General features: G+C 72.4%; 21 protein-coding genes. 8 read left to right on the top strand and 13 right to left on the bottom strand.

What is annotated here, in order from left to right:
• Nucleotides 1–154 precede the first annotated feature (154 nt).
• Nucleotides 155–1,486 (top strand): substrate-binding domain-containing protein, encoded by a 1,332-nt coding sequence (locus KF823_14375; protein MBX3727092.1) that lies wholly within the window; start codon nt 155–157, stop codon nt 1,484–1,486.
• 67 nt (nt 1,487–1,553) lie between these two features.
• Here KF823_14375 and pyrC read toward each other — a convergent pair whose 3' ends face one another.
• The 3 genes from pyrC to KF823_14360 are packed head-to-tail and all read right to left on the bottom strand — an operon-like array spanning nt 1,554 to nt 4,355.
• Complete coding sequence (gene pyrC, locus KF823_14370; GenBank protein MBX3727091.1) at nt 1,554–2,615, bottom strand: dihydroorotase; 1,062 nt, start codon at nt 2,613–2,615, stop codon at nt 1,554–1,556.
• Nucleotides 2,612–3,565 carry a threonylcarbamoyl-AMP synthase gene (locus KF823_14365; GenBank protein MBX3727090.1) on the bottom strand — a complete coding sequence of 318 codons (954 nt, stop codon included), beginning with the start codon at nt 3,563–3,565 and terminating at the stop codon, nt 2,612–2,614. Before KF823_14365 ends, pyrC begins: the two co-directional genes overlap by 4 nt.
• Before the next feature lie 22 nt (nt 3,566–3,587).
• Nucleotides 3,588–4,355 (bottom strand): enoyl-CoA hydratase/isomerase family protein, encoded by a 768-nt coding sequence (locus KF823_14360; protein MBX3727089.1) that lies wholly within the window; start codon nt 4,353–4,355, stop codon nt 3,588–3,590.
• A 116-nt stretch (nt 4,356–4,471) separates the two neighbouring features.
• Between KF823_14360 and KF823_14355 the strand changes: the two genes are divergently transcribed.
• Both KF823_14355 and KF823_14350 read left to right on the top strand, forming a co-directional pair.
• A complete protein-coding gene (locus tag KF823_14355) occupies nt 4,472–4,900 on the top strand; it encodes a copper chaperone PCu(A)C (GenBank protein ID MBX3727088.1) in 429 nt (142 codons plus the stop codon).
• A complete protein-coding gene (locus tag KF823_14350) occupies nt 4,900–5,280 on the top strand; it encodes an antibiotic biosynthesis monooxygenase (GenBank protein MBX3727087.1) in 381 nt (126 codons plus the stop codon). Before KF823_14355 ends, KF823_14350 begins: the two co-directional genes overlap by 1 nt.
• A gap of 124 nt (nt 5,281–5,404) precedes the next feature.
• Here the strand turns inward: KF823_14350 and KF823_14345 are convergent, their stop codons facing one another.
• The 6 genes from KF823_14345 to uvrA form a co-directional block, all read right to left on the bottom strand.
• Nucleotides 5,405–5,785, bottom strand: a complete 381-nt coding sequence (locus KF823_14345) for a hypothetical protein (protein MBX3727086.1) — start codon at nt 5,783–5,785, stop codon at nt 5,405–5,407.
• A gap of 67 nt (nt 5,786–5,852) precedes the next feature.
• On the bottom strand, nt 5,853–6,629 hold the full coding sequence (locus KF823_14340) for a DUF2189 domain-containing protein (GenBank protein MBX3727085.1): 777 nt from the start codon (nt 6,627–6,629) through the stop codon (nt 5,853–5,855).
• 68 nt (nt 6,630–6,697) lie between these two features.
• Nucleotides 6,698–7,162 (bottom strand): GNAT family N-acetyltransferase, encoded by a 465-nt coding sequence (locus KF823_14335; GenBank protein ID MBX3727084.1) that lies wholly within the window; start codon nt 7,160–7,162, stop codon nt 6,698–6,700.
• Nucleotides 7,159–7,590 carry a hypothetical protein gene (locus KF823_14330; protein ID MBX3727083.1) on the bottom strand — a complete coding sequence of 144 codons (432 nt, stop codon included), beginning with the start codon at nt 7,588–7,590 and terminating at the stop codon, nt 7,159–7,161. The genes KF823_14335 and KF823_14330 overlap by 4 nt, the downstream gene beginning before the upstream one ends.
• 260 nt (nt 7,591–7,850) lie before the next feature.
• Nucleotides 7,851–8,255, bottom strand: coding sequence for an acyl-CoA thioesterase (locus KF823_14325; protein MBX3727082.1), 405 nt, complete (start codon nt 8,253–8,255; stop codon nt 7,851–7,853).
• A 28-nt stretch (nt 8,256–8,283) separates the two neighbouring features.
• The gene (gene uvrA / locus KF823_14320) at nt 8,284–11,148 is read right to left on the bottom strand and encodes an excinuclease ABC subunit UvrA (protein MBX3727081.1); all 2,865 of its coding nucleotides are present in this window, start codon (nt 11,146–11,148) and stop codon (nt 8,284–8,286) included.
• 327 nt (nt 11,149–11,475) lie between these two features.
• On the opposite strand from uvrA, the gene rplU reads away from it, so the two are divergent.
• From rplU to obgE, 3 genes are all read left to right on the top strand, one after another.
• The gene (rplU, locus tag KF823_14315) at nt 11,476–11,814 is read left to right on the top strand and encodes a 50S ribosomal protein L21 (GenBank protein MBX3727080.1); all 339 of its coding nucleotides are present in this window, start codon (nt 11,476–11,478) and stop codon (nt 11,812–11,814) included.
• Nucleotides 11,815–11,820: 6 nt separating this feature from the next.
• Nucleotides 11,821–12,078, top strand: a complete 258-nt coding sequence (rpmA, locus tag KF823_14310; protein ID MBX3727079.1) for a 50S ribosomal protein L27 — start codon at nt 11,821–11,823, stop codon at nt 12,076–12,078.
• Between the two features lie 181 nt (nt 12,079–12,259).
• On the top strand, nt 12,260–13,333 hold the full coding sequence (gene obgE, locus KF823_14305; GenBank protein MBX3727078.1) for a GTPase ObgE: 1,074 nt from the start codon (nt 12,260–12,262) through the stop codon (nt 13,331–13,333).
• Nucleotides 13,334–13,584: 251 nt separating this feature from the next.
• Here obgE and rpsT read toward each other — a convergent pair whose 3' ends face one another.
• Nucleotides 13,585–13,851 (bottom strand): 30S ribosomal protein S20, encoded by a 267-nt coding sequence (gene rpsT / locus KF823_14300; GenBank protein MBX3727077.1) that lies wholly within the window; start codon nt 13,849–13,851, stop codon nt 13,585–13,587.
• Nucleotides 13,852–14,058: 207 nt separating this feature from the next.
• Between rpsT and murJ the strand changes: the two genes are divergently transcribed.
• A complete protein-coding gene (murJ, locus tag KF823_14295; GenBank protein ID MBX3727076.1) occupies nt 14,059–15,627 on the top strand; it encodes a murein biosynthesis integral membrane protein MurJ in 1,569 nt (522 codons plus the stop codon).
• A gap of 88 nt (nt 15,628–15,715) precedes the next feature.
• On the opposite strand, the gene ygiD is transcribed toward murJ, so the two are convergent.
• The 3 genes from ygiD to KF823_14280 all read right to left on the bottom strand — a co-directional run bounded on the left by ygiD (nt 15,716) and on the right by KF823_14280 (nt 18,963).
• Nucleotides 15,716–16,561 carry a 4,5-DOPA dioxygenase extradiol gene (gene ygiD, locus KF823_14290; GenBank protein ID MBX3727075.1) on the bottom strand — a complete coding sequence of 282 codons (846 nt, stop codon included), beginning with the start codon at nt 16,559–16,561 and terminating at the stop codon, nt 15,716–15,718.
• Between the two features lie 209 nt (nt 16,562–16,770).
• Nucleotides 16,771–17,301, bottom strand: a complete 531-nt coding sequence (locus KF823_14285; GenBank protein MBX3727074.1) for a hypothetical protein — start codon at nt 17,299–17,301, stop codon at nt 16,771–16,773.
• Between the two features lie 165 nt (nt 17,302–17,466).
• Entirely contained in the window at nt 17,467–18,963 is a 1,497-nt protein-coding gene (locus tag KF823_14280; GenBank protein ID MBX3727073.1) for a hypothetical protein, read from the bottom strand.
• 314 nt (nt 18,964–19,277) lie between these two features.
• Between KF823_14280 and KF823_14275 the strand changes: the two genes are divergently transcribed.
• The gene (locus KF823_14275; protein ID MBX3727072.1) at nt 19,278–19,523 is read left to right on the top strand and encodes a hypothetical protein; all 246 of its coding nucleotides are present in this window, start codon (nt 19,278–19,280) and stop codon (nt 19,521–19,523) included.
• The last annotated feature ends 445 nt before the right edge of the window (nt 19,524–19,968 follow it).

Below are 19,968 nucleotides of genomic sequence, written 5' to 3'. Positions count from 1 at the left end.
AGGCGCGCGCGTGCTCGATTCACGCAGGTCTGTCCATGGGCTGGGAAGGTGTCTACTGATCGGACCTTGCCCGGGTTGCGATCCGCGCCGGTAATCGACACGTCATCCGGGCCCGGCATCCTGCGCGGCTTGCATCCGGGGCGAGGTGACGAAGGTGAATGCGATCGTGGTGCGGATGGCGACGGCGACGGCGCTGTGGTCCTTGCTGGCGCTGGCTTGCACGATGCAGGCCCTCGCGGCCGAAACGCTGCGCATCCAGGGTTCCAACACGATCGGCGAGCACCTGGCGCCGGCACTGGTCGAGCGCTGGCTGCTCGACGGTGGCGAGCCCTCCCCCGAGTGGCGGCCCGGCGCCGAGGGCGAGGGCGAGTTCGTCGGCGGCGCACTGCGCGTGCAGTTGCGCAGCCATGGATCGAACACCGGCATGCGCGCCCTGCTGGCCGGGCAGGCGGATATCGCGATGTCCTCGCGTCCCGCGACCGCCGAGGAGATCGCGGCGGCGGCCGGCGCCGGTCTCGGCCGTCTCGATGGTGCCGGCCAGGAGTACGTGGTGGCGCTCGACGGCCTTGCGATCATCGTGCATCCGGACAATCCGCTGCGCGCGCTGGACGTGACCGCCGTGCGGCGCCTGTTCTCGGGCCAGGCGCGCGACTGGCGGGAGGTTGGTGGCGCGCCCGGCCCGGTCCGCCTGCACGCGCGCGACGAGCGGTCCGGCACCTGGGAGACGTTCCGCACCCTGGTGCTGGGCGAACGCGTGCTGTCCGCTGGCGCGGTCCGCTACGAGTCCAGCGACGCGCTTGCCGAGGCGGTCGCCGCCGATCCGCTCGCGATCGGCTTCGTCGGGCTGGGCGGCGCACGCCGTGCCCGCGTGCTGGCGGTCGGCGACCTGGACGCGGCCGCGATTCTTCCAGGCGACGAGACCGTGGCGGTTGAGGACTATCTGCTCAGCCGGCGGCTGTATCTCTATCTGCGCAGCGACGCCTCGCCGCAGGCCAGGGCGTTCGCGGAGTTCGCGGTCGGTCCGGCCGCCCAGCCGCTGGTCGCGCAGGCCGGCTTCGTGACCCAGACCATCCGCGAGGTGGCGCTGCCACCGGCACCGGAGGTGCCGGAGGAATACCTGCGCCTGGTCGACGGTGCCCGCCGGCTGTCGCTGAACTTCCGTTTCGGCCAGGGCGCCGGGGTGCTGGACACCCGCGGCGAACGCGACCTGGACCGTCTCACGCGCTTCCTCGCCGAGCCCGCGCGCGCCGGGACGGGCGTCCTGCTGATCGGCTTCGTGGAGGCGTCGGAAACCCTGCCCTACCTGGCCCTGGCGCTGTCCAACGAACGCGTCGACTACATCGCCGAGCAGCTTTCCAGACGCGGTATCCGGGTCACCCGCGCACGTGGCCTGGGCGGCGCCCTGCCGGTCGCCTCCAGCGCCACCGAGCAGGGACGCAGGCGCAACCGTCGCGTCGAGGTCTGGATCGCCGAAGCCGGGGGCTGAGGCGCTTCCGTCTGCCACCGGGGGCGCCGCCCTCCCGGACGTCGAGCCGTCCTGATGGCGTTGCGGATCAGTCGGCGGATGCCAACGCGGCCGTATCGGCAACGCGCCACTGCAGCGGCCGTCCCGCCCAGTACGGCACGATGCCGCCGGCGCCGAACGGCAGTTCATCCGGCACCGTCCATCCGGAACGCTCCAGCACGATTCGCCCGGTGTTCCGCGGCAGGCCGTAGAAGTCGGCGCCGTGGTGGCTGGCGAAGGCTTCCAGGCGATCCAGGCAGCCCAGTTCCTCGAAAACCTGGGCGTACAGCGGCAGCGCCGCCGGCGCCGAGTAGCAGCCGGCGCAGCCGCAGGCCGACTCCTTGTCGCGGCGCGCGTGCGGCGCCGAGTCGCTGCCCAGGAAGAAGCGTGGATCGCCGCTGGCCACCGCGGTGCGCAGCGCCTCCTGGTGGCGGCGCCGCTTGAGCACCGGCAGGCACCAGTGGTGCGGGCGCAGGCCGCCGGCGAACAGGTCGTTGCGGTTCATCAGCAGGTGCTGCGGCGTGACCGTCGCCGCCACGCCCGGCCGCGCCTGCTGGACGAAGGCGACGGCGTCGGCGGTGGTGACATGCTCGAACACCACGCGCAGCGCCGGGAAGGCCTCGACGATCGGCGCCAGGTGGCGCTCGATGAACACCGCCTCGCGGTCGAACACGTCGACCTGCGCATCGGTGACCTCGCCATGCACCAGCAGCGGCAGGTCGGCCTCCTGCATGGCCGCCAGCAGGGGCCAGATGCGGCGCACGTCGGCGACGCCCGACTGCGAGTTGGTGGTGGCGCCGGCCGGATAGAGCTTGGCGCCATGAACGATGCCGGAGGCGCGCGCCGTGGCGATTTCGGCGGCGGTCGTGGCCTCGGTCAGGTACAGGGTCATCAGCGGTTCGAAGCCGCTGCCGGCCGGCGCCGCCGCCAGGATGCGCGCGCGGTAGGCCTGCGCCTGCGCGGTGGTGGTCACCGGCGGCAGCAGGTTGGGCATGACGATGGCGCGCCCGAACACGGCGGCGGTCGGCGCCACGGTGGCGGCCAGCAGGTCGCCGTCGCGCAGGTGCAGGTGCCAGTCGTCGGGGCGGGTCAGGATCAGGCGGTCGGTCATCGGGCGGACTCCGGGTGGGCGGCGCGCGCGAGGCGGTTGGCGATCGCCAGCCAGGCATCGGCATCGGGCGGGCGCTGCACCAGCAGGCGGCCATGGCCGCCGCGGTCCAGCGCGCGCAGGGTGGCATAGAGCGCCCGGGCATACCCTGCCGGGTCGTCGGGCAGCGTGCGCAGTTCGGCGGCGTGCAGTCCGGTCGGGGCAGGGGAGATCGCCAACACGGCATCAGAAGGGCCGGCTTCGACCAGCCGGTCGCGTTCGATCAACAGCACCGGCGTGCGCGGCGCGTAGTGGCGCGGACTGCTGCCGGGTACCGGCAGTGCCCCGGGGTCGGTGGCCTGTACGGACCCTGGCCAATGGTTGCGCAGCGTCGCCAGGTCGATGGCGCCCGGCCGCAGTATCTGCAGGGTGTCGCCGACCGGCCGGACGATGGTGGATTCGATGCCGCCGGGGCAGTCGCCGCCGTCGAGCACCGCGAGGTCGTGGTCCGGGTAGTCGGCCAGCACGTGCGCCGCGGACGTCGGGCTGACGTAGCCGCTGCGGTTGGCGCTGGGCGCGCACAGCGCGCCGTCCAGGCGCGCCAGCAGGGTCCGCGCCAGCGGATGCGCCGGCACCCGCAGCGCCACCTGGCCGCTGCCGGCGGTGACCAGCGGCAGCACGGTCGGGCGGGCCGGCAGCACCACGGTCAGCGGCCCGGGCCAGAAGCGCGCGAGCAGGGCGGCCACCGCCGGATCCCCGGTGCCGTGCGCCCAGTCCGGCGCAACGGTCGCGTCCGGAAGGTGGACGATCAGGGGATTGCCCAGCGGGCGGCGCTTGAGCGCGAATACCCGCGCCAGGGCCCCGGCGTTGCGGGCATCGGCCGCCAGTCCGTACACGGTCTCGGTGGGGATGGCGACGACCTCGCCGGCGCGCAGCAGGCGCTCGGCGGCGTCCAGGTCGACGCTGCGTGCCATGGCCGGACAGGCCGCCCGCCGGTCAGCCGCGACCGGCGCGCAGGCGCTCGACCAGGGCGGTCATGGTCGCGCGGGTCTCCGGGCTGAACCAGGCCTCGTTCATGGCATGGATGTCCAGCGCCTCGGCACTGGCGAAGATGCCGGCCAGGTCGGCCCGTGCGGCACGGCGCGTGGCCAGCATCGCCTGGCGGGGCAGGGCGAGGCGCTGCCGGCACCAGTCCAGTGCCTGCGCCTGGGCCTGGCCGGGCGGGCACAGGGCGTCGACGAAGCCGATTTCCAGCGCCCGCCGGGAATCGACCATGGCGCCGGCCACCAGCAGCTGCTCGGCGTGACGGGGCCCAACCTGGCGCTGCAGCGCGGCGATGATGCTGCCGGGCACGGCCAGGCCGACCTGGACCTCGTTGAGGCCGATCTGGAACGGCCCCTCGGCCATGATCCTGACGTCGCAGTACAGCGCGAGCACGGCGCCACCCGCGGGGCTGTGGCCGTCGATCGCGGCGGCCACCGGCTTGTCGGCGCGCGCCAGGCGTGCCGCGACGCCCAGGAAGTCGCGCCAGAACTCCGCCATCGCTGCGGCGTCCAGGGTCATCAGCGTCGGCACGTCGAGGCCGGCACTGAACACCTTCGGCCCGCCGGACAGCACCACGGCATGGACCGCCGGGTCGGCCATGGCGGCGTCCAGGGCATCGCGCAGCGCCGCCACCAGGGTCGGCGAAAGGGCGTTGACCGGCGGCCGGTCCAGGTGCAGGACCCGGATGCCGGGATCGTGATCGGTGATGGCAAGGCTCATGCGGCGACTCCTGGGCACGGCCGCCAAGGATACCGCCGCGGCAGCGCCAGCCGTTGCGATTGCGTTGGCGCGGCGGCCGCTATGCTCTGTTTCCCGACCTGCCCGGACCCCACGCCATGCCGCGCCTGCTTCCCGTTCTGGCCCTCCTGTTCGCGCTTTCTGTGCCCGTCGCGCCGGCCTTCGCCGGCGAGCTGAAGGGCCACGACGGCTGGATACGCGAGGCCCCGCCCGTGGCCCGCGTCCGCGCCGGCTACCTGGTGCTTGAGAACACAGGCGTCGCCGACCTGGTGGTCACCGGCGCACGCAGCCAAGCGTTCGGCGCCATCGAGATCCACACCATGGTCGAGGGCGAGGGCGGTGCCATGCGCATGCGTCGACTGCCCGAGCTGGTGGTGCCGGCCGGTGGCCGGGTCGAACTCCGGCCCGGCGGCCTGCACCTGATGCTGTTCCGCGCCCAGCAGCCGCTGGCCGCGGGCGACACCGTGACCGTGGAACTGGACGGCGTCGACGGACCGCTCGCCAGCGTCGTCCTGGAGCAACGCTGATGCATGCGGGCGAACACGCGCCGCCCGGTTTCGCGGCGACCCCGCCGCCGCCCTACTGGCAGGTGGTGTTCACCTCGCGCCTGTCCGGCCAGGTCGACGGCTACGACGAGATGGCCGCCCGCATGCAGGCCCTGGCCAGCGCCCGCCCCGGCTTCCTGGGCATGGAAAGCGCCCGCGGCGCCGACGGCCTGGGCATCACCGTCTCGTACTGGTCCGACCCGGAGGCGATCGCCGCCTGGAAGGCCGACCTCGCGCATCGCGCCGCCCAGGACGCCGGCATCCGCCGCTGGTACGCGCACTACACGGTGCGGGTGGCGCGGGTCGAGCGCGACTACCGGCATCTGGCCGCCCCTGTGTCGAGCGCGCCTGGCGGAGACTGATCGGGGAATCGATCGGGGACCCGATCAGGTTCCTCGCCCGGACCACGGGCGCCGCCGGCCCCGGGGCAGGGGCCGCGCCGCCAAGCTGGCGTCATCGGGCGCGGCAGGGCGCCGCGCCTCAGCTTCAGTTCGGGCGGGGGCGCAGGGCGAGCGCCAGGCAACCGCCCAGCAGCGCGACCAGCGCCACCAGGTCGGCGATCACCACCCGGCGGATGGCCTCGCCCCAGCCCGGCTCGAGCCAGGCCAGCAGCAGGAAGGCGAGCACGCTGGCCAGGCCGGCGAGCAGGCCGGCCAGGCGCCAGGCGGGACGGAATGCGGCGACGACGAGAAAGGCGCCCAACAGGCCGAACAGTACGGCGCGATGGCGCAGCAGCACGGCCAGGTCGGGACTGTCGACGGCGACGCCGTACAGGCGCTCCAGCGCGGTGGCGCCCATCACCCCGGACAGGGGAAGGAGGTGGATCGCTCCGGCAATCAGCAGGGCGATCATCGGCAGGTGGCGCATGGGCTTCTCCAGGGGTTGCAGTCGGTGTGCCGGATATCCGCGGCGGCCCGCAGGTGGCGCAGGCGGCTCAGGGCCGCCAGGGCAGGGTGGGCCATTCGCTGGCGTCGATGGTCTCGCGGTAGCCGTGCCAGCTTGCATAGGCCAGCCACGGCAGGATCAGCGCCAGGCCTAGGAAGGCGGTCGCGAAACCGATCGCCGTAAGCAGCACGATCAGCGCTGCCCAGACCGCCATCGCCCGCTTGTTGCGCAGCACCGCGTGGACGCTGGTCAGGCAGGCGGTGACCATGTCGACATCGCGGTCGGCGATCATCGGCAGCGAGAACGCTGCCGCCGCGAAGGTGAGCGCCGCGAACACCGAGCCGACCGCCGAGCCGACCAGCAGGAACTCGACCAGGGCGGCGGTGCTGCCGGGTGCCAGCGGCACGAAGGCGCTGACCATCATGCCGGCGCGCGACCAGACCATCACGATCACCAGCTGCATCAGCGCGAATACCGCGGCCTGGCCGACCACCCGCCGGGCCAGCGCCAGCGAGTCGCCGACCCGGGCCGGCTGGCCCTCGGCATGCGCACGGCTGACCGCGTACAGGCCGACGCCGAGCAGGGGCGCGATGAAGACGAAGCCCGACAGGACGGTGGCGAGCAGGGCGAACCGGCCCAGCCACCAGGCCAGGGCCGAGACGGCGACGCTCATCGCCAGCACGGCGATGCCGAACACCGCCGTCGGCCCGGGCGCCGCGCGCAGGTCGGCCCAGCCCAGGCGCAGCCAGCGCAGCGGCGCGGTGGCGTCGAGCCGCCGGCAGGGCGCGACGAAAGGGCGCTCGTCGGAGGTGCCGTTGGCGTCCATAGCCGGGCTCCCGGGTGTTGGACGGTCATCATAGGGCGCAGCGGTGGGCCTGCGCCCGGCCGGCGCCCCTACAGCGACAGCTTCAGGCCATGGTGCGAGGCGGCAAACCCCAGGGACTGGTAGAAGCGCAGCGCGTCGGGCCGGTCCCGGTCGGTGCTCAGCTGGAGCAGCACGCAGCCGCGTGCCCGGGCGCGCTGGATCGCCCAGTCCAGCAGGAGGCGGCCGATGCCGTCGCCGCGGCGCGTGGCGGCCACGCGCACGCCCTCGACCTGCGCCCGCCAGCCCCCGACCCGGGTCAGCGAGGGCAGCACGGAAAGCTGCAGCACGCCCACGACCTCCTCGCCGGCCACCGCCACCACGAGTTCCTCGCCCTGGTCGCCCTCGATGGCATCGAAGGCCTGCAGGTAGGCGGCGGGCAGCGGCGTCTCCAGTCGCTCGCGTCGTGCCGCCAGCGGATCGTCGGCGAGCAGGGCGACGATGGCCGCGACCTCGTCGCGGCGCGCCGGCCTCAGCACGACATCGCCGCGGCTCATTCGAACAGCTCGTTGATCTTGTCGTCCCAGCTCACGCTGTTGACCAGCCAGTGCGCGTCGGGTCGGTAGAACCGGCAGCTCAGTCGGACCGCATGGCGCTCGAACTTCACCAGGTGGGTGTGTTCGACAAGGCTGGTCCCGACGCCCGTGCTGCGGATGTGCTCGTGGCCCAGGGGCGCGCCGAACCGCGCGGCGACCCCCGCCAGCTGGGCGGTGGTCTGCGCCGCCAGCGCATCCAGTTCGGCCCGGGACACGGGCCAGTAGGGTGCCAGGGCGGCGAATGCGGCATCGCTGTCGCCCTCGGCAAAGGCCGCGGCGGACCGGGCGCAGAGCGCCCGGGTCTGTTCCGTAGTCTCGAGCGGGGGAGCGGCGGCAGCGGCCAGGAGGCCCGGGACAATCAGGGCCAGCAACAGGGCGGTCCGGTGCATCCTGGCTCTCCTCTTCGTGGGGCAGCGAGGACAGGATGCCCCAGCAGCTTGATGAAAAACGACCGTCCTGGTCGTTTTTTTCAAGTCGCCCGTCCGGCGCAGGTCCGGACGCGCTCCCGTCGAATCAAACGCTTGCGCACGTGCTTCGCCGGGCGGCCATTCATGGCCGCCGCCAGCAGGCTGTTCTTCAACAGCCTGCTGGCGCGCTCACCGGGCCAAGGAGGGCGCGCGGCGCGCGGTGGGGGCGCGGCTGGCGGCGGTCAGCCGGGCAGGGCGGCCCGCACCACGTCCGGCAGCGGCACCGAACGGCCGCTGGCGCGGGAAATCCAGACCATCACCACATGGCCGTCGCTGTAGAGCACCTCGGGGCGGCCGGCGTCGACCATGCGGTGGCCCAGGGTCAGGCTGCTCTCGCCGGCCTTGAGCACGGACAGTTCGATCGCCAGCCGGGCCGGCCAGACGATGGCGGTGCGGTAGTTGCAGGTGGTGTTGACCACCACCGGATGGATGTCGTCGTCGCGCCAGCTGGCCTCGGGCAGGGACACCAGCCAGCGCAGGCGGGCCTCCTGGATGTAGTCCAGGTAGGTGGCGTTGTTGACGTGGTCGAAGGCGTCGAGGTCGCCCCAGCGGACGTCGAGTTCGGTGCGGTGCAGGACGGGCGTCATGGCCTGGCGGTTCCGATTCGAAGGGATGTCAGCGCTTGCGCGCGCGACGGGCTGCCGGCGCCGGTGCTGGCGGCGCCAGCAGCCGGGCCAGGAAGCGGCCGGTGTGCGATGCGTCGCTGGCGGCGACCTGCTCGGGCGTGCCGGTGGCGACCAGGGTGCCGCCACGGTGGCCGCCCTCGGGACCGAGGTCGACGATCCAGTCGGCGGTCTTGATCACGTCCAGGTTGTGCTCGATCACCACCACGGTGTTGCCCTCGTCGCGCAGGCGGTGCAGCACTTCCAGCAACTGCTCGATATCGTGGAAGTGCAGGCCGGTGGTCGGCTCGTCGAGGATGTACAGGGTGCGCCCGGTGTCGCGCTTGGACAGCTCGCGCGACAGCTTGACGCGCTGCGCCTCGCCGCCGGACAGGGTGGTGGCGCTCTGGCCCAGGCGGATGTAGCTCAGGCCGACGTCGACCAGGGTCTCCAGCTTGCGGGCGATCGACGGCACCGGCGCGAACAGCGCATAGGCGTCCTCGACGGTCATCTCCAGGATGTCGGAGATGGTGTGGCCCTTGTAGAGCACCTCCAGGGTCTCGCGGTTGTAGCGCTTGCCGTGGCAGATGTCGCAGGGCACGTAGACGTCGGGCAGGAAGTGCATCTCGACCTTGATCATGCCGTCGCCCTGGCAGGCTTCGCAGCGGCCGCCCTTGACGTTGAAGCTGAAGCGGCCGGGCGCATAGCCGCGGGCGCGCGCCTCCGGCACCTGCGCGAACAGCTCGCGCAGCGGTGTGAACAGGCCAGTGTAGGTGGCCGGGTTGCTGCGCGGCGTGCGGCCGATCGGGCTCTGGTCGATGTCGACGACCTTGTCGAACAGGTCGATGCCGTGCACGGCGCCATGCGCGGCGGCGCGCTCCTTGCTGCCGTTGAGGTGGCTGGCGGCGATCCGGTACAGGGTGTCGTTGATGAGCGTCGACTTGCCCGAGCCGGATACCCCGGTGACGCAGGTCAGAAGGCCGGCCGGGATTTCCAGCGTGACGCCCTGCAGGTTGTTGCCGCGGCAATCGGCGATGCGCAGGGTGCGCTTCGGGTCCGGGCGGTGGCGCTTGGCGGGCACCGCGATCTGGCGGGCGCCGGACAGGAACTGGCCGGTCAGCGACTCCTTGCAGGCCTTGATGTCCTCGACGCGGCCCTGGGCGACCACCTGGCCGCCGTGCACGCCGGCGCCCGGGCCGATGTCGACCACGTGGTCGGCCAGGTTGATGGCGTCCTCGTCGTGCTCGACCACGATCACCGTGTTGCCGAGGTCGCGCAGGCGGGTGAGGGTGCCGAGCAGGCGCTCGTTGTCGCGCTGGTGCAGGCCGATCGAGGGCTCGTCCAGCACGTACATGACGCCGACCAGGCCGGCGCCGATCTGGCTGGCCAGACGGATGCGCTGGGCCTCGCCGCCGGACAGGGTGTCGGCCTTGCGCTCCAGGGTCAGGTAGTCCAGGCCGACGTCGATCAGGAAGCGCAGCCGGTCGCGGATCTCCTTGACGATCTTGGCGGCGATCTCGCCGCGCCAGCCGGGCAGCTCCAGGGCCTCGAAGAAGCCGTTGCACTCGTCGACCGGCAGGCGCGAGAGCTGGGGCAGGGTGCGCTCGGCGACGAACACGTTGCGCGCCGCCGGGCCCAGGCGGTCGCCGTTGCAGGCCGGGCAGGGCTGGTCGGCGATGTACTTGCTGAGCTCCTCGCGCACCGCCGCCGACTCGGTCTCCCGGTAGCGCCGCGCAAGGTTGTTGACGATGCCTTCGAAACGATGGCTGCGCTTGCTGCGGCCGCCGCTGCCGGTGACATAGGTGAAGCTGACTTCCTCGTCGCCGGAGCCGAACAGCACCGCGTCTCGGGCGCGCGCCGGCAGCTTGCCGAACGGCGTGTCGACGTCGAAGCCGTAGTGCCGGGCCAGCGCCGAGATCAGCTGGAAGTAATACGGATTGCGGCGGTCCCAGCCGCGCACCGCGCCGCCGGCCAGGCTGAGGTTGGGGTGGGCGACGATGCGCTCGGGGTCGAAGAACTGGGTGACGCCCAGGCCGTCGCACTCCGGGCAGGCGCCGACCGGCGAATTGAACGAGAACAGCCGCGGCTCCAGCTCGGTCAGCGAGTAGTCGCAGACCGGACAGGCGTAGCGCTGGCTGAACAGCACCGGCGGCGCCGAGGCGTCGTCCATGTCCTGCACGGCGACCACGCCGTCGGCCAGCTTCAGGGCGGTCTCGAAGGACTCGGCCAGGCGCTGGCGCAGGTCCTCGCGCGGCTTGAAGCGGTCGACCACGGCCTCGATGGTGTGCTTGGTGCGCAGGTTGAGCGCCGGCACGTCGTCGACCTCGTGGACGATGCCGTCCACCCGCACCCGCACGTAGCCCAGGCTGCGCAGCCGCTCCAGCACCTGGGCGTGCTCGCCCTTGCGCTCGCGCACCACCGGGGCGAGCAGCATCCAGCGCCGCTCGGGGTCCAGCGCCAGGGTGGCGTCGACCATCTGGCTGACCGTCTGCGCCTCCAGCGGGATGCCGTGGTCGGGGCAGCGCGGCGTGCCGACGCGCGCGAACAGCAGGCGCAGGTAGTCGTGGATCTCGGTGATCGTGCCGACCGTCGAGCGCGGGTTGTGCGAGGTCGACTTCTGCTCGATCGAGATCGCCGGCGACAGGCCCTCGATGTGGTCGACGTCGGGCTTCTCCATCATCGACAGGAACTGCCGGGCGTAGGCCGACAGCGACTCCACGTAGCGGCGCTGGCCTTCGGCGTAGATGGTGTCGAAGGCCAGCGAGGACTTGCCCGAGCCGGACAGCCCGGTGACCACGATCAGCCGGTCGCGCGGCAGGTCGAGGTCGATGTTCTTCAGGTTGTGGGTGCGGGCGCCGCGGATGCGGATGGAATCCATGGGTGCGCTGGGACCGGCAAAAGGCAATCAGGCACTATAGCCGTCCCACGCGTCGCGACGCCGTGGTCCGTTCAGTCCCCGTGCGGTCGGCCGGCAACCGCCGCAAAGGCGCCCCCTTAGGTCCCGCCTCCGTTCATCGCCCTTCGCCCCCCGCTTCCGCTTCCGCCCCGCCCCCGCTCCCTGGTCCCCGGTCCCCGGTCCCCGGTCCCCGGTCCCGAGTCCCCGGTCCCGAGTCCCGAGTCCCGAGTAACCCCCCTGTTGACCCACCCGCCCGATCCCCCCTACAATCGCCGGTCTTCACCGGGTTGTTTCCCAAGGATTTCCGACATGTACGCTGTATTTTCCGCCGGCGGCAAGCAGTACCGCGCCGAGAAGGGTGCCGTCCTGCGCGTCGAGCTGATGGACGCCGAGCCGGGCGCCGAGATCGAGCTGGGCGACGTGATGCTGCTGGCCGATGGCGATGCCATCACCGTTGGCGCGCCGCTGGTCGACGGCGGCAAGGTCACCGCCAAGGTGATCGGCCATGGCCGCGCCGACAAGGTGCATATCGTCAAGTTCCGCCGGCGCAAGCACCATCGCAAGCAGATGGGCCACCGCCAGCACTACACCGAGATCGAGATCACCGGCATCGCCGGCGGCTCGAAGAAGTCCAGCGACAAGGAGTAAGCCGCCATGGCACACAAGAAGGGCGTAGGTTCCTCGCGCAACGGTCGCGATTCCAACCCGAAGATGCTGGGCGTCAAGATCTACGGCGGCCAGGCGATCGAGGCCGGCAACATCATCGTCCGCCAGCGCGGCACCCAGTTCCACCCGGGCGTCAACGTCGGCCTGGGCCGCGACCACACCCTGTTCGCGCTGGCCGACGGCACCGTCGAGTTCACCATCAAGGGTCCGAACAAGCGTCGCACGGTCAACGTCGTCGCCGGCTGACCGCCCGCGCCAAGCGTTCAACGCCAGGCCCCGCCCCGCGCGGGGCCTTTCGTTTCCGGGCCTGTGGCCAAGCCGGCGCCGCCCGCCGCGCGCAGACGCGTGGCGTATGCTCTTTCCGGTCCCCGGTCCCCGGTCCCCGGTCCCCGGTCCCCGGTCCCCCAACCCCTCAAGCCCGCCTGCCATGAAGTTCGTCGATGAAGCCGAGATCCTCGTAGCCGCCGGCAATGGCGGCAACGGCTGCGTGAGCTTCCGGCGCGAGAAGTTCATCCCGTTCGGTGGCCCGGACGGCGGCGATGGCGGCCGCGGCGGCAGCGTCTGGCTGGTCGCCGACGAGAACCTCAACACCCTGGTCGACTTCCGCCACCAGCGCCGCTTCCGCGCCCGCCGCGGCGAGAACGGCGCGGGCCGGCAGATGACCGGCCACGGCGGCGAGGACGTCCGCATCCAGGTGCCGGTCGGCACCGTGGTGATCAACGTCGACACCGAGGAGGTGATCGGCGACCTCACCACGCACGGCCAGGAACTGCTGGTCGCCCGCGGCGGCGACGGCGGTCGCGGCAACATCAATTTCAAGAGCTCGACCAACCGGGCGCCGCGCAAGGCGACGCCCGGCTTCCCGGGGGAGGAGCGCAGCCTGCGCCTGGAGCTGAAGCTGCTGGCCGACGTCGGCCTGCTCGGCTTTCCCAACGCCGGCAAGAGCACCTTCATCCGGGCGGTCTCGGCGGCGACGCCGAAAGTAGCCGACTACCCGTTCACCACGCTGTCGCCCAAGCTCGGCGTGGTCAGCATCGAGCCGCACAAGAGCTTCGTGATAGCCGATATCCCCGGGCTGATCGAGGGCGCCGCCGAAGGCGCCGGCCTGGGCATCCAGTTCCTGCGCCACCTGCAGCGCAACCGCCTGCTGCTGCACCTGGTCGACCTGGCGCCCATGGATGGCGCCGACCCGGTCGCCCAGGTGCGCGCCATCGAGGGCGAGCTGGAGCGCTTCGATCCGGATCTGCTGCAGCGGCCGCGCTGGCTGGTGATGAACAAGGCCGACCTGCTGCCGGAAGACGAGCGCCAGGCGCGCGCCGCGCAGATCGTCACTGACCTGGGCTGGACCGCGCCCTGGTTCGTGGTGTCGGCGATCGGCCGCGAGGGCACCTGGCAGGTGGCCCAGAAGGTGTTCGAGTTCCTCGACGGCCAGCGCCAGGCCGCGCTGGACCGCGCCGCCGAGGACGCCCCCTGGGATCCGGCTGCATCCGATCGGGCGTAGCCGTCATCGGCGTCGCAGTCGGGGCGTAAGCACATCGGGAGGGCCAGCGACCGCTTCCGCCTGCCGGTCTGTCTTGCGCTGGCGACGGGTTGGCCTGCTGCATGCACCGACGGGCGCCGGGAATCGCGACCGCGACCCGCCTTGCGGGCCGCGTCGGCTTGGGATTTTTGCGCAGGGACCGCAGATCCGGAAACGACGAAGGCCGGCGTGGGCCGGCCTTCGGATCGGGCAACGCCGAAACCGATCGGGGTTCAGGCAGCCAGGGCGCGGATGTGCGCCTGCAGACGCGACTTGTGGCGTGCCGCCTTGTTGCGATGGATCAGGCCACGGCTGCTGTAGCGGTCGAGCAGGGGCTCGGCCGTCTTGTAGGCCTCCTGCGCGGCGTTCAGGTCCTTGGCCTCGATCGCCTTGACCACCTTCTTGATGGCGGTGCGGACCATGGACTTGGCGCCCATGTTGCGCTCGCGGCGCTTGACGGCCTGCTTGGCGCGCTTCTTGGCGGATTGGATGTTGGCCAAGGGGTTCTCCAGAAACGGGTGGTTGCAAAGACCGCGCATTATGCGGGTGCGGTCCGGGCCGGTCAAGTGCTCCGTGCCGCCCGTCGGGCAGCGGTCGGTCCGGCCCGACGCCCGGACCGGGCCGGCCTTTGCAGATGCCGTGCCGCTGCCCCGACAATGCCGGCGACCGCGGCGCCCCGTCCGCGCCTGGCCGCCGCCGCGTCCCGCATGAGGCTGCTCCGCTCGACCCTGGTGTTCTCGGCGCTGACCCTGCTGTCGCGGGTGTCCGGCTATGCCCGCGACATGGTCCAGGCGATCGTGTTCGGCGCCACCGGGCTGACCGACGCCTTCGTGGTCGCCTACCGCATCCCCAACTTCCTGCGCCGCATCTTCGCCGAGGGTGCCTTCGCCCAGGCCTTCGTGCCGGTGTTCAGTGCCGCCCGGCAATCGGGCGACCGCCAGGCGCTGAAGGAACTGCTCGACCGCATCGCCGGCACCTTGTGCGCGGTGCTGCTGGTGGTGACCGGCATCGGCATCGCCGCGGCGCCGGGCGTGGTCGCGGTGTTCGCGCCCGGCTACCTGGCCGACAGCGCGCGCTTCGCGGCCGCCTCGGACATGCTGCGGATCACCTTCCCTTACTTGTTCCTGGTCTCGCTGACCGCGCTCTCGGGCAGCGTGCTCAACACCTTCCAGCGCTTCGCCCTGCCGGCGCTGACGCCGATCCTGCACAATCTTGCGGTGATCGCCGCGGCCCTGTGGCTGGCCCCGCGCATGCAGGTGCCTGTCTATGCGCTGGCCTGGGGCGTGCTGGCCGCGGGCGTCATCCAGTTGCTGGTGCAGGTGCCGGCACTGATGCGCCTGGGCCTGCTGCCGCGGCCGCGGTCGGGTTTTTCCGACCCTGGCGTGCGCCGGGTGCTGCGCCTGATGGGGCCGGCGGTGTTCAGCGCCTCGGTGGCCCAGGTGAACCTGCTGGTCGGCACCGCCTTCGCCTCGCTCCTGGTGGCGGGCAGCCAGACCTGGCTGTACCTGGCCGACCGCCTGCTGGAGTTCCCGATCGGCATGATCGGCGTGGCGATCGGCACCGTGCTGCTGCCGACCCTGTCGCGCCGCCATGCCGCCGGCGACGCGGCCGCCTACAACGCCGGTATAGATTGGGGCGTGCGCCTGGTGCTGCTGCTGGCGCTGCCGGCGACGGTCGGCCTGGTGCTGCTGGCCGGGCCGATCTGCGCGACCTTGTATCAGCACGGCCGGTTCGGGGCTCACGACGCGCAGATGGCGGCCCTGGCCTTGGCGGCAATCTCGCTCGGCCTGCCCGGCTTCATGCTCAGCAAGGTGCTGGCGCCGGCATTCTTCGCCCGTCAGGACACCGCCACGCCGATGCGGGCGGCGGTGATCGTGGTGGTCGTCAACCTGGTCCTGGTCAGCGCCCTGGTGCTGCCGCTGCGCGCCGCCGGCACGACCGGCGCGCATGCCGCGATCGCGCTCAGCACCGGACTGGGCGGCTTGCTGCAGGCGGCCCTGCTGTGGACCTGGCTGCGCCGGCGCGGGTTGTACCGGCCGCAGCGCGGCCTGGGCCGGCTGCTGGCGGCGATGCTGGCCGGCTGTGCGCTGATGGCCGGCCTGCTGCTGGCCGGATCCGCCGCGGTGGGCTCGTTCGGCGAGCTGCCGCCCGTGTGGCGCGGCATCCACCTGGCCTGGCTGGTGGCGGCGGCGGTGGCGGTCTACGCGGCGGTCGTGGCCGGCGCCGGCGTGCGCTGGCGGCACCTGCGCGAGCCGCCGGCGGGACGCAGCGACTGAGCCTGCTGTTCGGCGGACACGCGTTCTCTCCGGATCTCCTGGCCCGCACCGTCCCGTGACGGCAGGTGAATCGCCGATGCCAGTCCCTTCAAAGGTTGCTGGCGTCGCCGGGCGCCTCGGTGGCCAGGGTGCTGGCGCCGGGAAGATGCCCCGTCGGCGGCGGGCAGGGCACGTCGACGCCGTAGCTGGCCATCGAGATCGACCCGTAGGCATGGCCGTCGACCAGCCGGGTGACCGGCCGGCCGGTGGCTGCCGCGAAGCCGGCCAGGTACATCAAGGGCAGGAAGTGCTCGGCGGTCGGCGCTGCCCGGGGATAGTCGGGATGTTCGACCAGCCGCGCCGCGTCGCCCGGTGCCGCGCGCAGGACCTCCAGCGCCGCCTCGTCGAAGCGCCTGCTCCAGTCGAACACGGCATCGGGATTGCGGCGGTCCATGGCCGCCAGGTTGTGCACGACGTTGCCGCTGCCCAGCAGCAGGACGCCGCGCTCGCGCAGCTGGGTCAGCCGGGCGCCCAGCGCCAGGTGCCAGGCCGCCGGCTTGCCGGCGTTGATCGACAGCTGCAGCACCGGCACATCGGCGGCCGGGAAGGCGTGCACCAGCACCGACCAGGTGCCATGGTCCAGGCCCCAGCTGTCGTGGTCGGCGGCGACATGGTCCGGCCGGGCGACTTGCGCGATCTCGTCGACCAGTTCCGGCAGTCCCGGGGCGGGGTACTGGATGTCGAACAGCGCCCGCGGGAAGCCGTAGAAATCGTGGATCGTGCGCGGGCGCGCCATCGCGGTCACCGCCGTGGCATTGACGTACCAGTGCGCCGACACCACCAGGATCGCGCGCGGCCGCGGCACGCTGGCGCCCAGGGCCTGCCAGCAGGCGGTCCAGCGGTTGCGCTCCAGCACGTTCATCGGGCTGCCATGGCCCAGGAAGGCTGCGGGCATCGTGCTCATGCGGCTGCTCCGGCGGCGGTCTGCGGCCAGCTTGCCACGGGCGGCGCGCCGTGGCGCCAGGGTTCACGGGCGCGCCCCGATGCCGGGTCAGATGCGGGTCACCGTGCGCGGCGCGTATCGCCGCTCCCAGCCGCGGGCCACGCCTGCCCGGCTGACGGCAACAGCGCGTGGCCGGGCGGCCGGATGGGCCGTTCGGCGACCTACCAGACGATGCCGTCACCGTGTTCGATGGCGCCGCGCAGGCCGCGGGCGAACTGCGCGAACTCATCGACGAACGGCTGGCAGGCGTAGTGGTCAAGGTCGTCGTGGCGTTCGCCACGCTGCTTGCACCAGTCCGTGAAAGCCGCCAGCGTCGACTCCACCGTGACCGCCTCGGAGAGCGCCAGAAGTTCGGGAAGCTGGCCGGAACGGAAGGCGAAGCGCTCGTTGCTGTCGTCGAGCTTCAAGGCGGCATGCTGGTCGGGCTCGTACCAGGTCTGGAACAGCGAGCCGGCGCCTGTGGCGAGCGCCGGTCCGCGGTTGAGGATCCAGTGGTAGAGGTCGACGTTGCGGTGGTTGATGCCCCAACCGCCCAGCGATTGCGGCGCCTGGGCTGGCCAGTCCGCCGGAAGCGTCGCGTCCCCGGCATGGGGTCGGTTGCCTTCCAGGTAGTCGTGCACCCAGCCCGGCTGGGAGGCCAGCAGGTCGATGTGGGCCTCCGGCACCGCGAACGCAGCAAACCCCATGGCCATGTGCAACCTCCCTGGTAGGCGCATGCCGTTCCGGGTCGCGACGGCGCGCGACCATAGCCCGGGCAGGCCGCAACCCGCAAGGGCGCGCACCACCCCAGCGTCAGCACCAGGCAGCGGGGGTGGCTGCCGGGGCGGACCGCGCCGCCCCGGCCAGCGCATGACGGTTCAGTCCGCGACCGCCGCCGAGGCGCTGCCGAAGCCGTTGGCGAACAGGCGGTCGGCGCGGTACGAGAACACGCCCCCCCAGCGGCGCAGGGTGCCTTCGGACACGCCGCCCGGAAAGCCATAACCGAGTCGCGGAGCGCCGATGAGCAGCGTGCCGCTGCCGGGATCGGCGGCCAGCGCGCTGCCGAATTCGGCAGAGGACAGCATCAGCGAGCCTGAGTAGGAGCGGGCATCGACGTAGGTGTAGGCGGGCACGCACAGCGGGCCGCTGCACTCGGCCCGGTAGCGCAGCACCCGGCCCCGCGTGACCAGGCTGGCATCACGCCAGCCCGGCTGGCCGATCCACAGCTCCGAGCCGTTGAACGCCAGGGCGCTTCCGAAGCCGCTGTTGATGTGTTGCGGCAAGGTGCCTGGCTCGATGACTCCGGTCGCCGACCAGGCGCCGGTCACCGGACTCAGGTAGTAGGTGTGCACCCGCCCGCGCGTGTCGGCACCGGGTGCGCCCACGTTCAACAACCGACCGCGCAGGGCGATGCGCTCGCCGAAGCGCGCGTCGGTCTGGGGACCGCCGGGCAGCGACCCGGCGTACTCGAAGGTCCAGTTCAGGCCGTCGCCGGGGTTGCGCCGGAACACGCGCACCATGCCGCTGTTGTTGACCGTGCCGGGGATCCCGACGGCGATCCGGTCGACGCCGTCCAGGCGGTCGATCGCCAGTGCGAAGCCCATCTGGAAGGGCGCCGGGCCGGGCACCACGTTGGCGTCGTAGACCAGCCTGCCCGGATTGATCCAGAGCTGCGGATTGAACGGCGGCGGCAGCTCGGGCTGGACGTACAGCTCCACCTCGCCGCGTGCCGGGCTCTGGCCGGTGGTGTTCTGGCCGATGCAGCCCACCGCGATCCACGACGCGGCCGCCACCGCGTGGCCGCAGCGGGCGCCGGCCTGGCTGCCCAGGAAGGTGACCGGGTCGACGTAGAGGCCGTCATCGTTCCGGTAGTACACCAGCGTGCGCCCGCGCTCGGCGAGTCCCTCCGAGCTGTAGCCCGGGCAGCCGATCACTGCATGGCGACCGCTCAGCGCCACGGCGGCGCCGCACCGGGCATCGCCGCCGGCGCCGAACTGCAGGAACTGGTGGGTTTCCCATTCCCCGGCGGCGTCGCGACGGAACACGAATGCGGCGCCGCGGACCTGACCGCCGGCACCGCGCCGCTCCGGCACGCCGACCAGCATCCAGTCGCCGTCGATCGCGACCGCGTCGCCGAAGCGAACCTGGACATCGCTGGTGTCGCCGGGGCCGTCGAGCGACGGTCCGAGCACCGTCTCCAGGGCGTAAGGGCCACTGGGGGAGGCGACGCTGGCCGGCGTCGTCGCCTGGTCCGGTACCGCCCCGGTGTCGCTGGCCGAAGCGGCCAGCGGCAGCAGCAGGGCCGCAGCGAGCAGGCGCGGGTCGCGGCGGCGGACCGCACGGGTCCGGGCGGGGCGAAGGTCGGGTGCGGGCATCGGCAAATCCTCGGGGTCGACAGGGTCGGGCGCAGGCCGGTCCGCTCCGGGGTCAGGGCAACGCGGGAGGGCGCCCGCCTGCATCGGGACGCGCCCGACGTTTCCGGCGGGCTCCCGGGGCGACACGGGATCAGGAGCGGGCAGGGGCCACGGGCCCGCCCTTCACCGGATTGCTCGCCTCGCGGGTGCCGGTCCGCCGCGCGGACCCGGCGGCCGCACGACCGGCGCGGCGTGCCACGTGGTGACCAAAGGCACCTTGGACGTCGCCGGATGGGCGGCCAGGATTCGGCCTGTGTTCCCGACGAGGCAGAACCATGGCGGAACCCGGACGTCGCCCTCCCTGGGTCTATGTGCTGGCCGTGGCCGCGCTGATCGGGCTGCTGTGGATCGGCTGGTCGGATGTCGACTTTCACCCGTCACAGGACGAGGTGCGTACGGCCATCCGCAGCACGCTGCGCCGCGCCATCCAGGTGCTGGTGCAGTTCGTGGCGCCGGCGGCGCTGCTCGCGTTCCTGGTGCGCGAGCTCCTTGCCCGCGTCCGCCGCGGGCCGGACCGTTAGCCGCCTGTCGCTGCGTTACCCGTCTGGCTGCGGCTCGAGTCGCCGGCCCCGTGACTATCCGCAAGGACAACTGGCCGCCGCCGCATCGGCTTGCCGGGTAGGTCCTGCTCATTGGAGCTGCCCCTGCCGGGGCGCAGACGTCCGGAGGTTGCCGGCCAGGCGACCGATCCCAGCCTCGGCGCTGCCGGAATCGGACAGCCCGCCGTCCGCAGGCGGGCACTCGGCCGGCTGCGACCGTGTCCTGGAAGGCCGCGTCGGGGCCGGGACGGTGGGCCCCGCGCGATGTCCTGGGCGATCGCGCAGGACACCGCGTCCTGGCATGGTTGTTGCACTCGGATTCGCTGCCCAGCAACGGGCGCCTGGGAACGATGCCGTGCCGACCGCAGAGCGAACCCCTCCAGCCTCCCTGTCGGCCCGTCCCGTGGCCTGCCCCAAGGCTGCAGGC

Source organism: Lysobacterales bacterium (assembly GCA_019634735.1).
In the GTDB taxonomy this organism is placed as follows: Bacteria; Pseudomonadota; Gammaproteobacteria; order Xanthomonadales; family UBA2363; genus Pseudofulvimonas.
This window is presented reverse-complemented; position numbering and strand designations above follow the sequence as displayed.

What these genes read in the sequence shown, in the direction of transcription:
- pyrC (MBX3727091.1), bottom strand. Translation starts at nt 2,615, where the DNA reads ATGACCGACCGCCTGATCCTGACCCGCCCCGACGACTGGCACCTGCAC.
- KF823_14365 (MBX3727090.1), bottom strand. Translation starts at nt 3,565, where the DNA reads ATGGCACGCAGCGTCGACCTGGACGCCGCCGAGCGCCTGCTGCGCGCC.
- KF823_14360 (MBX3727089.1), bottom strand. Translation starts at nt 4,355, where the DNA reads ATGAGCCTTGCCATCACCGATCACGATCCCGGCATCCGGGTCCTGCAC.
- KF823_14355 (MBX3727088.1), top strand. Translation starts at nt 4,472, where the DNA reads ATGCCGCGCCTGCTTCCCGTTCTGGCCCTCCTGTTCGCGCTTTCTGTG.
- KF823_14350 (MBX3727087.1), top strand. Translation starts at nt 4,900, where the DNA reads ATGCATGCGGGCGAACACGCGCCGCCCGGTTTCGCGGCGACCCCGCCG.
- KF823_14345 (MBX3727086.1), bottom strand. Translation starts at nt 5,785, where the DNA reads ATGCGCCACCTGCCGATGATCGCCCTGCTGATTGCCGGAGCGATCCAC.
- KF823_14340 (MBX3727085.1), bottom strand. Translation starts at nt 6,629, where the DNA reads ATGGACGCCAACGGCACCTCCGACGAGCGCCCTTTCGTCGCGCCCTGC.
- KF823_14335 (MBX3727084.1), bottom strand. Translation starts at nt 7,162, where the DNA reads ATGAGCCGCGGCGATGTCGTGCTGAGGCCGGCGCGCCGCGACGAGGTC.
- KF823_14330 (MBX3727083.1), bottom strand. Translation starts at nt 7,590, where the DNA reads ATGCACCGGACCGCCCTGTTGCTGGCCCTGATTGTCCCGGGCCTCCTG.
- KF823_14325 (MBX3727082.1), bottom strand. Translation starts at nt 8,255, where the DNA reads ATGACGCCCGTCCTGCACCGCACCGAACTCGACGTCCGCTGGGGCGAC.
- uvrA (MBX3727081.1), bottom strand. Translation starts at nt 11,148, where the DNA reads ATGGATTCCATCCGCATCCGCGGCGCCCGCACCCACAACCTGAAGAAC.
- rplU (MBX3727080.1), top strand. Translation starts at nt 11,476, where the DNA reads ATGTACGCTGTATTTTCCGCCGGCGGCAAGCAGTACCGCGCCGAGAAG.
- rpmA (MBX3727079.1), top strand. Translation starts at nt 11,821, where the DNA reads ATGGCACACAAGAAGGGCGTAGGTTCCTCGCGCAACGGTCGCGATTCC.
- obgE (MBX3727078.1), top strand. Translation starts at nt 12,260, where the DNA reads ATGAAGTTCGTCGATGAAGCCGAGATCCTCGTAGCCGCCGGCAATGGC.
- murJ (MBX3727076.1), top strand. Translation starts at nt 14,059, where the DNA reads ATGAGGCTGCTCCGCTCGACCCTGGTGTTCTCGGCGCTGACCCTGCTG.
- ygiD (MBX3727075.1), bottom strand. Translation starts at nt 16,561, where the DNA reads ATGCCCGCAGCCTTCCTGGGCCATGGCAGCCCGATGAACGTGCTGGAG.
- KF823_14285 (MBX3727074.1), bottom strand. Translation starts at nt 17,301, where the DNA reads ATGGCCATGGGGTTTGCTGCGTTCGCGGTGCCGGAGGCCCACATCGAC.
- KF823_14280 (MBX3727073.1), bottom strand. Translation starts at nt 18,963, where the DNA reads ATGCCCGCACCCGACCTTCGCCCCGCCCGGACCCGTGCGGTCCGCCGC.
- KF823_14275 (MBX3727072.1), top strand. Translation starts at nt 19,278, where the DNA reads ATGGCGGAACCCGGACGTCGCCCTCCCTGGGTCTATGTGCTGGCCGTG.